Genomic DNA, 14645 nt, shown 5'->3' on the forward strand with positions numbered 1-14645 from the left:
CTTCTTCTTAAATATTTAAAACGTAAATGAAAACATCGATGTCCTTTTCCCGGCGCAACTTCTTTTCTAGTCTCCGTGTTTCCTTTTTGTCATACTTTTTTAGTTCTAAAGCTCTGTGGTGAAGGCGTTTCAACATGTCTATGTGGTCATCAAGCATAGTGTAATCTTCTTCATACCAAAGGTCTTTTTCAAAACAAGCCCATAAGTTATTTACTAGGATATTGTAGAGCCTTGGTTTTAATCGATTTTTTATATCATGTCTCCCCATATAAGGGTTGTAAGAGTAGTAAGAGTAAGCTTCGTCAATTTCTTTCTTTAACTTAGGAAGCTTGCCCAATGCATCATGAATGGAGATCAACTGTGTTTGTAATTCAATTATTTCTTCTCCTTTTTTATTTTTTTCCTCTGTATCTGTTAGTTGCGAGTAAGTTTGGATCATCCTATTTTGTTCCCTTACGGCAAAGTTTTCATAGATACGCTTTTGCAATGCATTTGGCTCTTTACTTTCGGTTTTGGTTCCGAAGTACGCTTTGGTAACCTTATCCATGTTTTCACTGATAAGGTTTTCTAGCTCATGTGAATATTTTACCTTTCTGATTTCTGCCAAGGCTGTTTCTGTGTTCTTCTGGTGTTTTAGAACAGTAGCCTTTAGTTCCTCCTGGTACTTAGAAATAGATTTAATGACTCCTATTTCTGGATCTATAGAGAGTCTAGGTTTGAAATCCACCATTTCCTTACTTCCGTCATATTCATATACAACAGAATCTAATGTGGAAAGCCCCTCAATGCCACCTTCATAATAGATGTCAATATTTTTAAACCTAAACTCTTCTGATTTAATGTCTTCTAAAACACTTTGCATTTGTTTAGCCTTTGAAATTGCTTTTTCAAAATAGCTAAAGGTAAGGGAAAGGCTATCTGACTGTTGATGGTAAATTTTAAATATGGGATCTGATACGCTTTCGTTTAAAGACTTTCTTAGGGAATCGGCTGTTTTTGATAGTTCCCGGACAAGCAGCTCCTCCTTCTCTGTAAGTGGATATACAAATCTTCTTGTAGCACCAGATTTTACTTCTTTAATTCCTGGAAGGTCTCTATTAATAGAACTGGGGCCGTAAAAAGCTTCTATGGAGTTCTTAATGTATGTATTGCCAATTTCTTGTATACTTTTCTTTTTGAAGTGTGGCATGTAGCCATTGTCAAAGTCAATCCCAAATCTTTTATTGCTTATAGAGTAAAAGGTATCAGCTTTTACAAGCGCAAGCTGGTCTATGACATCTTGATAAATAACTAAGGAGATGGTATCGCCTGTAGTCTTGTTTTGTTTGAGGATGCTCAGAAGAAAACCATTTTCATACTGTCTGTTTTCAATAACCTTAGTGCTGTCGTCAGAGTCCACATATTCTAAATGCCACTCTTGATTCATAAAGCCTTGATCATCAAAACTTCCAAGGACGGAATAAGCTTGATCGGAATTTTTTTCCATTTCAAAATTTCCGGTCATTGTACCTTTGTCAAAGTGTACATTTCCTTCTTTAACAGGTTTTTTCCTCTCACCATTCACCATATACTCTTCTCTGAGCGTCCATATGCCTTCTGGTGCACCTTTTTTATATAAACCTTGAAGTTTTCCTGCAATACCTTCTGTTGATGTGGTTACATTATAGCCTTTTACCTTTCCAAGAATTAGGTTCAGGTTAGCGTATTCGTAATTCCAAAAATCATTTTTAAGATTTTCCTTATAATTACCCTCGTAAGATTTTTTTATGAGGCCTAAAGGAAAGGTAGAGTCTATTTTGTTTATGGAAAAATGGAATGAACCATTAAGTATTTTATGGTCACTTTGTTTGTCTGGAGTGTACTGAAAAGTTGCAATACCTTCTTCCTTTAGCTTGTTCAGGTAGTTGCCTGAGTACTCTTTTTGTTTTTGTGCTTGGGTATTGGACGTAAATAAAAGATTTAATAGTATAAAAACAGAAGTTGAATATATATATATCAGGTTATACTTCATATAGCTGATTAATGATTAAATAATATTAAGACTTTTGCTGAACAAAATTAAGGTTGGTCGGTTAAATAATTTTTAGGTATTGATTGCCTATGTGTTTATACACCAAACCAAGACTTTTTATTAAAATGAAACAAAATGTTTTAATAGCCGTATATTGAAAATTAACGATAAGTCAAGGTGATTCTATATTAATTCAACAACTTTTTTGATGCTATAATCTGTGGTTTTATATTTAACTTGTACATTATCACGACTTTAATTGTCATTTTAAATGACGGATTCCTATGTTTTGTTTGTCACAATTAGTCTGTTTGACGCAAATATGCTAAAAAATATTTAACCTAATAAGTAAATCGGGGCTAAATTTTAACAATAGCTGTTTAAAATCAGTGGAAAATTGCTGTTTTTTTACTAGTCCCAGAATAAATACCCTACATTAAAATTGACTTCTGTCGTTTGGCACGTTGCAATCTCTCCTGAAGACTTTTGTGTTTATCTATATATTTTTGGCAGGATTATCCATGTAGCATATAGCTGACCTTAAAAGGTTTTTTTAGGTCTGTTGTAATTTAAAAAGGGAAAAATACAGGTATAAGAAAAGTGGCAAGCACCCAAAATATGAGATTCAGAGGGCCGCCCACTTTTATAAAGTCTCTGAACTTAAATTCACCCGCACCATAAATCATGGTATTGGTTTGGTATCCAACAGGCGTCATAAAGCTGGCAGATGCAGCAAAGGTTATTGCCATTAAGAAAGGCCTTGCGTCTACTTCCATGACATTGGCCGCGGCTATGGCAATGGGGGCAAGTAGAACTGCACTGGCGTTATTAGACATGGTTTCGGTCATTAACGAAGAAATAATGTACAGCAATGAAACTATGGCTATAGGGCCTAGTTGCCCAGCATAGTCTATTAAAAACTTTGAGAGCAATTTGGCCGCCCCACTATTTTCTAAAGCAATGCCTAAGCTTAAAGCTCCTCCTAATAAAAATATTACTTTCCAGTCTATGGCTTCGTAAGCTTCGTTCATGCTAATGCATTTAGTAAGAACAAGCAAAGCAAAGCCTGCAATGGCAGCTACCATGACAGGAAGGATCTCTAAAGATGCAACAGTTACAATGCAAGCTAAAATTGCAAGTACCAGTACAATTTTATTCTTTCGGAATTCCGGTAGCCCTAGTTCGGAAATTAAAAGGAATGGACTGTTCCTTTTATAGCCTTGCCGCTTCAACTCTTTAAGGTTTTCTTTTTTAACCTCTAGAAGCAAGGTGTCACCTGCCCGTAAAGGAGTATCCGCAAGCCTTTCGCGCATGAGTTCCCCTCTATGCCTTATAGCCAACGCCGTGGCGTGGTATTTATACTTGAAACCAATTTGCTTAAGCGTTCTTCCTTCAAATTCAGAGTTTGGGGCTATCACCGCCTCCATTAATGTCATGTCTTTGCTCTTGAGGTCTTGATCATTCCACCTCATGTCAGATTTTAAGGCAAAGCCTTCTTTATTTTTTACTTCATTGATCTTTTCAACTTTACACCTGACCCTTAAGACGTCATTTGCTTTTAAGGTCATTTTACTGGAGGGCATAAAAAACTTTTGGTCTTCTCTTTGTATCTCAATGACATCCATGTCTAATTTGGTATTCAGAGGAGTCTCATTGATCCGTTTTCCGACAGAAGGGGAGTCGGGGAGGATGATTATTTCAGTTAAATAATCGCCTAGCCCAAACTTTTCGGTTAGCTCCCTGTCCTTGCCTCTTTCTGGGATAAGGCGTATTCCTGCCAACCACATGTATAAAATGCCGATAGAGAAAAAGATTATTCCCAGGCCTGTCATTTCAAACATACCTATTGGCTCATGTCCATATTGTACAGCAATACTGCTGACAAGAATATTGGTGGAAGTTCCAATTAAGGTGCAAACACCCCCAAACATAGAAGCAAATGATAGTGGCATGAGCAATCGGCTCGGGGGAAAGCGGGAATGTCTTGCTGCATTGATCACTATAGGTATAAAAATAGCAACAACTGGGGTATTGTTGATAAAGGCCGAGATTACACCTACACTGATCATTAAGGCGATTACCCCCATCCAAAAATTTACTTTAATAGCTGCCGCCAAATATATTCCCAGTTTGTTGACTGCACCTGTTTTAAAGAGGGCAGAGCTCAGGACAAACATGACGGCTACCGTGATAGTGGCATCATTGCTAAAGCCCGAAACCCCTTCTTCTGGACTAATCACTCCAGAAAGAATTAAAGAAGTCATAATAAGCACAGCAACTAAATCCACAGAAAGTACTTCTGTGGCAAAAAGTATTATGGCCGCAACCATTACACATAAAACAATGATGACATCCGGGGTCATAAAAAATCAAGAAACTTAATTTGAAAAATCACTTTACTTCTTAACCTGTTGGACGATACAAAGTTTACTTTTTAGCCCTGATTATTCATTGGGGTGTTATGGCTGGTAGTTGTTGAGCTTATAAAACTTTGACATATACTGGAAATGATGCATTAAATGCAAACAGGATATTATATGTAATTTGAAATGCCGTAGCAAAGATGCTACGGCTTATGGCAATTGGGTATGTTCCCAGATATAGATGTATTCCTATTTTCTTCTACGCTGCGACTTCCATTTGCTAGACTTTTGGAGGAATTGAGATGTTTCTTTTTGTGTCTTTGTGCTGCTGACCAGAAAGCCTGCCAAAGCGGCTGCTACCTCTATTTCTTGCCCTCCTTTGGCCTGATGGAGGTTGTGAGGTTTAAAGTTCTTGGCTACAAAGTGGGTGTCAAACTTTCCTGAGGTAAAATCCTTATGGTTCATGACCAGTTTTCCAAAAGGCAAAGTGGTTTCTATCCCAGTAATAAGGTATTCGTCAATTGCCCTGATCATTCTTTGAATAGCTTCTTGCCTGTCTTTTCCCCATACAACGAGTTTTGAAATCATTGGATCGTAGTGCACGGGAATGGGCATTCCCTGAAGAAAAGCATCGTCTACTCTTACACCTGGCCCTTGGGGCACTACATAAGTGTTTAAGGTCCCTGTGTCTGGCAGGAAGTCATTGGCTGGATCTTCTGCATATACCCTTAATTCAATAGCGTGTCCATTGATGAACAAGTCTTCTTGTGAAAATGAGAGCTTTTCTCCTTTGGCAACAAGTACTTGTTCTTTTACCAAGTCTTTACCGGTGATCATTTCTGTAACAGGGTGCTCCACTTGTAGCCTGGTATTCATTTCAAGAAAATAAAAGTCGAGGTTTTGATCCAGGATAAATTCTACAGTTCCGGCTCCATAGTAATTGCATGAACGGGCTACGTCTATGGCTGCTTTTCCCATTGCTTCTCTTACTTCAGGTGTCAAAACCGAAGAGGGTGCTTCTTCCACTACTTTTTGATAGCGTCTTTGCACAGAGCACTCCCTTTCAAACAAGTGAACGATGTTCCCATGCTGATCTCCCATGATCTGTATTTCTATGTGCCTAGGCGAAGAAATATATTTTTCAATAAATACAGCTCCATCTCCAAAAGAAGATTGGGCTTCGCTTACAGCACGTTTCATTTGCTCTTCCAAGTCTTCAGGTTTTTCAACGATGCGCATACCTTTCCCACCACCACCTGCAGCTGCTTTAATAAGAATGGGGTAACCTGCAGCTTGCGCAATTTTATTAGCTTCTTTCAAATCACTGATGGCTTTGTCGCCTCCCGGAATCATTGGGATGTTATATTTGGAGACTGCGGCTTTGGCAGCAAGTTTATTGCCCATGATCTCTATTGATTTTGGATCGGGGCCTATAAATATTAAACCAGCATTTTTTACTTTTTCTGCAAATACTGCATTTTCTGACAAAAAACCGTAGCCAGGATGGATAGCATCTGTACCCGAAGCTAAGGCAACCTCAATAATTTTGTCCGCTTTCAAATAAGATTCTGAAGAAGGGGCAGGTCCCAATAAATATGCCTCGTCTGCAAAGCGAACATGTAGCGCTTCTCTATCCGCTTCACTATAAACAGCTACAGTTTGAATTTTCATTTCTTTTAAAGACCTGATAATTCTTAAGGCAATTTCTCCTCTATTAGCAACTAATACTTTCTTCATATGCGCTTTTTAGTTTCCTTATATTACAATGGTATGAAAAAAATAAGAATTTGGATACTTAATTTTAATTTAGATTTATAAGAAATCATTAATAAATTGTAACTTTGTTTTCAATAAATGTAGTAGAACATTAAAACTGCTTAAAAAATTGGATCTATTTGACAAATTACTTACCGACCGTGGCCCTCTGGGTAAACACTCTCAGGTTGCCCATGGATATTTTGCTTTTCCTAAACTAGAGGGCGAGATTGCTCCAAAAATGAAATTTAGAGGAAAAGAAGTTCTTACGTGGAGTCTTAATAATTACTTGGGGCTAGCCAATCACCCAGAAGTTAGAAAGGCAGATTATGAAGGCGCTAAAGAATATGGATTGGCTTATCCGATGGGTGCTAGAATGATGTCTGGTAATTCAAACATTATTGAGCAGTTTGAAGCTGAACTTTCTGAATTTGTTGGGAAAGAGGATACCATGTTGCTAAATTATGGCTACCAGGGTATCATGTCGTTAATAGATGCTTTGGTAGGAAGGCATGATGTTATTGTTTATGATGCAGAGTCGCATGCAAGTATCGTGGATGGGGTAAGGCTGCACCAAGGCAAAAGGTTTGTGTTTGCACACAATGATATAGATAATCTTAAGAAGCAATTGGAAAGAGCATCTAAATTAGTCAAAGAGACTAATGGTGCTATTTTGGTAATTACAGAAGGTGTGTTTGGGATGGCTGGTGATATGGGTAAACTTAAGGAAATTGTAGAACTTAAGAAGCAATTTAACTTTAGGTTACTTGTAGATGATGCGCATGGTTTTGGAACTTTGGGAAAAACTGGTGCTGGTACAGGAGAGGAGCAAGGGGTGCAAAATGAAATAGATCTTTACTTTTCTACCTTTGCTAAGTCTATGGCTGGTATAGGGGCTTTTATCTCTAGCAATGAGCAAGTGATTGAATACTTAAGATATAATACACGCTCTCAAATTTTTGCTAAAACCTTACCTATGCCTATTGTTATAGGTTTAAGAAAAAGGCTTGAATTGTTGAAATCGTCCCCTGAACTTAAAGATAAACTTTGGGTTGTTGTTAATGCACTTCAGAAAGGCCTAAAGGAGAAGGGCTTTAATATAGGCCGTACCGAGTCTCCAGTTACGCCAGTTATTCTTAGCGGTACTGAGAGCGAAGCTGCTCAAATGATTATAGACCTAAGAGAAAATTATAGTATCTTTTGTTCTATTGTTGTTTACCCTGTTGTTCCTAAGGATGTTATGATGCTTCGTATTATACCTACTGCTGAACATTCCCTTGAAGATGTGAATGTAACGATCAAGGCGTTTGAGGAAGTGGCTGTTAAGCTTAAAAACGGTATGTACGCCAGCGATCTATCACAAATATCTGTTTAAACAATCTTTGATTTGTAAGATTTATTAAAAATATGCTTTATTTCGATGAAGATCTTTGCAAATCATTGAGATATATGTAAATTAGAGCGTTGGAAAAATATTAATAACCTAAAAATTTTTTAGCAGAATGAAGAGATATGAAGAAATCAAGGATCTAATTTTATCTTTGGAAGCAGACTTTCAAAAATTTTATGACAAAGGTAACTCAGCGGCTGGAACCCGAGTAAGAAAAGGTATGCAAGAGCTTAAGAATATTGCTCAAGAGATCAGAGTTGAGGTTCAGAACATGAAAAACAACGAAACTGCTTAAATGATTGGATTCTTCAATTATGTTTGCATAAAAAAAGCTGTTTATTATAAACAGCTTTTTTTATGTCTTGACCCTAGCGCTGTACGCTTTGCGACTCAAAAATGGTGGTTTGTTGCTACTTTGCTCATCATGATGAAACCAATCGCATAACTCAGATTAAAAAAAAGCCGGAACATTGTCCGGCTTTGAGGATTTATTTTGTACGTAATAGAATGCGCTATTGCATATTTCAGCTTTAGTTCACTTCTGTCATTTTCTCACGTATTCTGTCTTTCAATGAGTCGCTGCATTTTACCAAAGGTAACCTTACATGACCTTCGCAAATATTAAGAAGTTCTAAGGCTTGTTTGATGCCTACAGGGTTGCTTTCTTCATAAAGCAAAGGGTTGAGGCCTGAAAAGGATTTTAATATAGGTAGTGCGTCCTGAAAATTCTGGTCAAGGCTTTTTCTTACCATTTCAGAATACTGTGAAGGATATGCATTGGCAAGAACAGATATAACGCCCTTGGCTCCAATTGAGATCATTGGAACTGTAAGCATATCGTCTCCTGATATTAGGTAGAAGTCTTGAGCTGCACCTTTTACCACTTCCAGCCCCTGTGTGAGATCGCCTCCTGCATCTTTTACACCTATAATGTTAGGGTGTTGTGAAAGCCTGATAGTGGTCTGTGCCGTTATGTTTACCCCTGTCCTTCCCGGAACGTTGTAAAGGATGATTGGCACAGGGCAGTTGTCTGCTATGGCTATGTAATGTTGGTATATTCCTTCCTGACTGGGTTTGTTGTAATAAGGGCAAACTGATAATACTGCTTTGACGCCTTCCAGGTCTGTGGATTTTATCCTGGAGATTGTATCTGCTGTATTATTGCCTCCAATACCATATACTATGGGCAACTTGCCTTGAAGGTGTTTCTTGGCTGTATCCAGCAGTAAGGTTTTCTCTTGCGAATTAGTTGTTGCAGATTCCGCAGTTGTTCCATTTACAACAACATAGTCAACTCCTCCTTTCAGAACATGATCTAAAAGTCTGCCAAAGGCTGCTAGATCAGGAGTGAGATCAGCTTTGAAAGGTGTTGCTAGTGCTACACCGGTACCGGTAATGTCAATACCCATTTAATTTGTTAGTTTTTTTGAAATTGTGAGCATTTTGTTCAGAATGTCTCCTAACTTTTCGTGCTCATGTGGTTGAATCGCTATCTCAAACAAGTCAAGATTGCGTCCATTATTTATTCCAATTCTAAAATTTGCTTTACTACTTACTAAGATGTTTTCAAAAGGCAAAAATGGTGAATTATTAATAGAATATAAATAGTCAAATTTCTTTTTTGTAAAATTATTTATGCGAATGTCTTTAAAAGTTCCTTTCCAATCAAGAGACGAGGACGAAACTTGTATAAAATCGAAGCTATAATTTCTTAAATAGCTTTTTTCTATTCTACATATTACTTCTACTTCTTTCTTTTCGCTACGCAGTTCTTCTATAAATTTATTCACCGCTTTTATTTGGCTCCCATCTGGGTTGTCTACCAATACACCTATTTGTGTAGCTTCTTCCCACTTGACCGTATGCCTTCTTGTTTTGTTTTGCCTTTTGGCCAAGAAGTTTTTTAATTTTAAGATGTTTTTTTTTATCATTTCTTCAGCATTTCCAAAAACTCTTCTTCTGAAACTATTTTTACCCCAAGTTTAGTTGCTTTGTCTAACTTGGCTGGCCCCATTTTGTCACCAGCAACTAAATAATCTGCTTTAGATGAAACTGCTGAAATGATTCTTCCGCCATTGTTTTCTATTTTTTCTTTAATATTATCTCTGCTAAAGTTTTGAAAAACCCCGGAGACTACAAAGCTTTGCCCCTCAAAGATGTTACTTTCTTTTACTTGTTCAGATGTGTCTACTGAAAAATTTAAGCCTGCTTCTTTTAACTTATCTATAAAAGATTGCTTTTCTGGTGTATTAAAATAATCAAGTATACTAAGAGCAATTTTCTCTCCAATTTCAGGTACAGAGCGCAGCTCTTCAAAATCGGCACTCATTAACCTATCTATGTTTTCAAAATGCCTGGCCAGCTTATCAGCGACTGTTATTCCCACATATCTAATGCCTAAGGCAAACAAAACATTTCTTAATGGAGCTTCTTTAGATTTCTCTATTCCCTTTAGCAAGTTTTTGGCAGACTTATCACCAAACCTGTCCAGAGAGATCAGTTGGTCATAAGTTAGCGCATAAAGATCCGCAGGGTCTTTGACCAGCTCCTTGTCATAAAGCGCTACTATAGTTTCTGGTCCCAGACCTTCTATGTTCATAGCTTTCCTTTGTATGAAGTGCTCCACACGCCCTTTTATTTGTGGAGGGCATAATGTGTCGTTAGGGCAGTAATGTACCGCTTCGCCTTCTCTTCGTATCAGCTCTGTACCACATTCTGGGCAAAAGCTGATAAATTCAATGGGCTTAAAGTCTAAGCTTCTTTGAGTGAGGTCTACTCCGGTTACCTTAGGTATAATGTCTCCTCCTTTTTCTACAAAAACAGTATCCCCCAAGCGCAGGTCTAATCTTTTTATTTCATTGGCATTATGCAGTGACGCTCTTTTTACTGTAGTGCCAGCCAATGATACAGGGGATAAATTGGCCACCGGAGTAACAGCGCCTGTTCTTCCTACCTGAAATTCTATTGACAATAGTTTGGAGGACGCGCTTTCTGCTTTGTACTTATAAGCAACGGCCCACCTCGGCGACTTGGCTGTGTACCCTAGGCTGTTTTGCTGTTGAAAGCTGTTAAGCTTAATAACCACGCCGTCTGTGCCTACTGGAAGTTGAAAGCGCTTTTCCCGCCAATGTTCAATGTAGCCCATAATTTCTTCTATGCTATGGCACTTCGACCAAGTGTCAGGTACATTGAAACCCCAGTTTTTTAACAACTCCAAGGCTTCTGAATGCGATTGTATAGGTAGGTTTTCGCCTAGTAAGCTATATATATAGCAATCTAGTTTTCTCTTGGCTACTATAGCCGAATCTTGCATCTTCAACGTTCCCGATGCGGCATTTCTAGGGTTGGCTAAAAGTGGTTCTCCTATATCTTCTCTTTCTTTGTTGATTCGCTCAAAATTTTCCAAGGTGAGAAATACCTCCCCACGTACTTCAAATATTTCAGGAAGATTGTCTGCAAAGATTCTTAATGGCAAAGACCGTATGGTTTTGGCATTATGTGTTATATCATCACCTCTTAACCCGTCACCTCGGGTAACTGCTTTTTTCAGAATACCATTTTCATAGGTAATGCTTAATGCCACCCCATCATATTTTTGCTCACAAATGTACTCTGGTTGCCCTTGTATCTGCTTTTTGGTTCGGGTGTCAAATTCTGTTATTTCTTCCTTGGAGTAGGTGTTGGCCAATGAAAGCATTGGAAACCTGTGGATAGCAGTAGGGAATTCTCCAGAAACGTGGCCTCCCACACGTTGGGTAGGCGAGTCCTCTTTGCGGTATTGTGGAAACTGCTGTTCTAATCTTAATAAGTCCTCAAGAAGTTTATCAAAGTCATAATCTGGAATTTCAGATTTATGCTGTTGATAATACATATAGTTGTAATAATTGATTTTGTCAGTAAGTTCTTCTATTGTAGACTTAGCTTCTTCAGGCTTCATGTTTCAATAATTTCTGCAAATGTAACTAATACATCTATATTTTAATACCTAAAAAGGAAAAGAGGGTAGGGGTAATTTCTTTTCATTTGATGCCGTAAATGAAATTAGGGTATTGGCTAGGGCTTTGGCTGCTACAGCGGTTGCAGTTAAGGGAGCCTAAAGCCTATTTTTTTATTTACAGAACTTCTTCTTAAAATTTAATGCTTCTTTGTTCCCTAGGTTGATGCTTTTTTCTAAAGTCTCACATCCTTCTGAAGTCTTTCCTGAAAAAATTTGTGCTAAGCCTAGACCTTGGTAAGCTTTGGCGTAATTTTTATTGATACTAATCGCTTTCTTTAAATCTTTAATAGCCCCTTTATAATCTGTTAATACCAGTTTGACGTTTCCTCTATTGCACCAAATTTTCTCGTCAGCAGGGTCAAAGCTTAGTGCCTTGTTAAAATCATTGAGCGCACTGGTATAATTGCCTGCGGTAAAATAAGAAATTCCCCTATTGGTATAAATATCTGGGTGTTCACCTTTGAGCTTTAACGCAATGTTATAGTCCTTCAAAGCTTTTTCTACTTCATTGTTCTCAAAAAATGCTTTGCCTCTGTTGTAATACGGTCTATAGTCTAAAGAGTCCAGCTCAATACTTTTACTAAAACATTTGATGCTTTCTTCCATATTATGGAGTTCAAGAAAGGCAATGCCTCTCATATTGTATACATCTGTACGTGCGGTATTGTGTTCCAGTATTTTTCCTGTAATATCTATAACACCTTTGTAATTTTTTTCATGAAGCATACGTGTTGCTTCTAGTTGTAGTTCTTGGGTGGAAGGACGGCATGAAACGGTTAGGATCAAAAGGACAATAGGAGCGAGTATGTAGCTTAGGTTGTTCATTCCATGTAATTTTTTTTTAATTTATTAGCCTTTGTTTAACATTTTTTTTCTACTTGTTGTTATAAAATATATATCCTTATTTCTTAAAAGTAAAGCTATATTTTAAAATTTGGAGGAAACAGACAATGGACATTAAGATAAAACATGATAGTGATCATAACAAATTCTTTGCCATAATTGCTGGAAAAGAGTGTAGTCTAAGATACGAAAAAATGAACAATAATGTAATAGATGCAAAGCTTATGTTTGTCCCTAAGAATATGAGAGGGCAGGGAATCGCTAGTCAACTAGTGGAGCAAGCTGTAAATTTTGCAAAGAAAAACAATTACAGAATAAAGCCAACCTGCTCATATGTGGATGAATATATAAGAGGAAATGCAAAGTACCTACCTATTTTGGCGGAAGACGCAGAACCTGTAACAGCAAATAAATAAACTTAATTGACCTTGAAAAAATATTGAAGAAGCGCAGAAATGCGCTTTTTTTTGAATAATTGCTTTTAACCTGAAAAAGGAATAGAGTTTTTGCAAAATAACTTCAAATCAGGCGCTTCACTTTTAATGAATCAAAGGACGTTCTTAACGTACTTTAGCAATTTGCAATATTACAGTAGATAAATAAGCAGAAAACCGTTTGGTGTTAGTCAAACGGTTCTGCTACAATTAATTATATGAGTTTTTGTACTGGTTAACAACCGGTCCTTCTTCCGCCAAAAGTCCAGCCAAAGGTTACTTGTCCGAAGTGTTCTCTTGCTGGGTTTACAAAAGACTCGGGGTTGTTATTACTTCCTCCGAAATCGCCAAACCCACGTCCGTATCTTACGCCTAAGCTGAACCCTGAGAAGAACTCGTAACCCAGACCTACTACAGCAGCGTATTCTAATCTATTTTCCACATCTCCACTAGTAACCCCTGTAGCTCCTTCGGGGCTTGCAAATTGATGTCTTGACCTTAACAGATAAGACGCTTGTGGACCTGCTAGAAAATGTAGACCTCTAGTAACATTGATTCTTAAGAAAACTGGAAGGTCTAAGTATTCGACCCTTCGCTCATAGTTTTCAAGTGGCATATCTGTTACTGGGTCTGTTGCTGTGCCTGGTGATCTGTTTACAGAACCTTCTCTTGAATATAGAAGCTCTGGTTGCAAAGCAAAACTTCTGCTGAAACCAATGATACCAAAAACACCCATGTGGTACCCGTATAAATCTCCACCGTATAGCCCTTCAGAATCTTGGAATTGGTTATAGTTAAAACCTCCTCTAATACCAAAACCCGACTTCTGTGCAAAAGCTGAGTTGCTTGAAAATATCAAACCTGCGATTAACAAAACAACTACCTTAAAACCCTTCTTTATATCCATTGCTGTGTTTTGTTTACTTTCTATACCTATTCTACTTTACCTCAATTTTTACTTAAAGCTTTTGTTAATTCAACCTGTGCTAAAAACAAATTGTTTAGTTTGCCTATTTTGTAAATATGTTATGTAATGAATGGATTGAGTAATTTTATAAGTAGTTTATAGATTAGAAAAACGCTTGAAGGAGATGGCCTGGGTACGTGCTTTAATAAGAAAACTTTTTCATTTTGCTAAGATGCTTATAGTTATAGGTTTTCTGTTGAGCATTTTTTTTACAATTTTATTTAGGTACGTCTCCCCGCCTATCACTCCTTTGATGGTACTGCGTGGTTGGAATATGTGGCAAACTGATGGGGTGTATAAAGTCGATAAAGAATGGGTGCCGCTTAGGGAAATGTCGGCACACTTGCCGGTGGCGGTTATTTCGTCAGAGGACCAGAAGTTTTTATTTCATTATGGGTTTGATTGGGACGCTATTCAAAAAGCTTGGCAAAACAACAGCAACCCAAACAGGAAGCACTTAAAAGGTGGCAGTACAATTTCCCAACAAGTCGCTAAGAATGTTTTTTTATGGCCTGACCGGACTTGGCTTAGAAAAGGATTTGAGGCTTACTTTACTCTTTTAATAGAAATATTTTGGCCTAAAGAAAGGATCTTAGAGGTTTATCTTAATGTGATAGAAACGGGAAACGGTGTTTACGGGGTTGAACGCATAAGTCAAGCTTGTTTTAGCAAAAGCGCCAAACATCTCTCTAAGGAGGAGGCTGCATTAATTGTTGCGACTATCCCCAATCCGAGGTTATGGTCTCCTTGTACCCCAAATTTTTATATTCACAACCGTAAAAACAATATTCTTAAAGCCATGGGTAATGTAAATAGGGTTTTTAAGTATTCAAAGTCTGCACAAAACAAAAAATAGGAGGCACTTAAAACAAGATGTCGTTTATT

12 protein-coding genes are annotated in these 14645 nt (G+C 37.6%); 4 read left to right on the top strand and 8 right to left on the bottom strand.

From position 1 onward, the window contains the following. Positions 1-7: 7 nt before the first annotated feature. The 3 genes from RCC89_11770 to accC form a co-directional block, all read right to left on the bottom strand. Entirely contained in the window at positions 8-2011 is a 2004-nt protein-coding gene (locus RCC89_11770; GenBank protein ID WMJ73833.1) for a hypothetical protein, read from the bottom strand. Positions 2012-2580: 569 nt separating this feature from the next. Further along, positions 2581-4374, bottom strand: coding sequence for an SLC13 family permease (locus RCC89_11775; GenBank protein WMJ73834.1), 1794 nt, complete (start codon positions 4372-4374; stop codon positions 2581-2583). A 249-nt stretch (positions 4375-4623) separates the two neighbouring features. Further along, positions 4624-6111, bottom strand: a complete 1488-nt coding sequence (accC, locus tag RCC89_11780) for an acetyl-CoA carboxylase biotin carboxylase subunit (protein ID WMJ73835.1) — start codon at positions 6109-6111, stop codon at positions 4624-4626. A gap of 148 nt (positions 6112-6259) precedes the next feature. Between accC and RCC89_11785 the strand changes: the two genes are divergently transcribed. Together RCC89_11785 and RCC89_11790 are read left to right on the top strand one after the other, a co-directional pair. Next, entirely contained in the window at positions 6260-7504 is a 1245-nt protein-coding gene (locus RCC89_11785; protein ID WMJ73836.1) for a pyridoxal phosphate-dependent aminotransferase family protein, read from the top strand. 127 nt (positions 7505-7631) lie between these two features. Further along, the gene (locus RCC89_11790; protein ID WMJ73837.1) at positions 7632-7814 is read left to right on the top strand and encodes a histone H1; all 183 of its coding nucleotides are present in this window, start codon (positions 7632-7634) and stop codon (positions 7812-7814) included. A gap of 235 nt (positions 7815-8049) precedes the next feature. On the opposite strand, the gene dapA is transcribed toward RCC89_11790, so the two are convergent. From dapA to RCC89_11810, 4 genes are all read right to left on the bottom strand, one after another. Next, complete coding sequence (gene dapA / locus RCC89_11795; GenBank protein ID WMJ73838.1) at positions 8050-8928, bottom strand: 4-hydroxy-tetrahydrodipicolinate synthase; 879 nt, start codon at positions 8926-8928, stop codon at positions 8050-8052. Next, positions 8929-9450 (bottom strand): hypothetical protein, encoded by a 522-nt coding sequence (locus RCC89_11800; protein WMJ73839.1) that lies wholly within the window; start codon positions 9448-9450, stop codon positions 8929-8931. Next, on the bottom strand, positions 9447-11456 hold the full coding sequence (gene ligA / locus RCC89_11805; protein ID WMJ73840.1) for an NAD-dependent DNA ligase LigA: 2010 nt from the start codon (positions 11454-11456) through the stop codon (positions 9447-9449). Before ligA ends, RCC89_11800 begins: the two co-directional genes overlap by 4 nt. A 171-nt stretch (positions 11457-11627) precedes the next feature. After that, positions 11628-12341, bottom strand: coding sequence for a tetratricopeptide repeat protein (locus RCC89_11810; protein WMJ73841.1), 714 nt, complete (start codon positions 12339-12341; stop codon positions 11628-11630). 125 nt (positions 12342-12466) lie between these two features. On the opposite strand from RCC89_11810, the gene RCC89_11815 reads away from it, so the two are divergent. Beyond that, positions 12467-12775 (top strand): GNAT family N-acetyltransferase, encoded by a 309-nt coding sequence (locus RCC89_11815; GenBank protein ID WMJ73842.1) that lies wholly within the window; start codon positions 12467-12469, stop codon positions 12773-12775. A 253-nt stretch (positions 12776-13028) separates the two neighbouring features. Here RCC89_11815 and RCC89_11820 read toward each other — a convergent pair whose 3' ends face one another. Then, positions 13029-13700 (bottom strand): porin family protein, encoded by a 672-nt coding sequence (locus RCC89_11820; GenBank protein WMJ73843.1) that lies wholly within the window; start codon positions 13698-13700, stop codon positions 13029-13031. A gap of 232 nt (positions 13701-13932) precedes the next feature. Between RCC89_11820 and mtgA the strand changes: the two genes are divergently transcribed. After that, positions 13933-14616 (top strand): monofunctional biosynthetic peptidoglycan transglycosylase, encoded by a 684-nt coding sequence (mtgA, locus tag RCC89_11825; protein WMJ75656.1) that lies wholly within the window; start codon positions 13933-13935, stop codon positions 14614-14616. Positions 14617-14645: the final 29 nt, after the last annotated feature.

It is taken from the genome of Cytophagaceae bacterium ABcell3, assembly GCA_030913385.1.
Lineage (GTDB): Bacteria > Bacteroidota > Bacteroidia > Cytophagales > Cytophagaceae > ABcell3.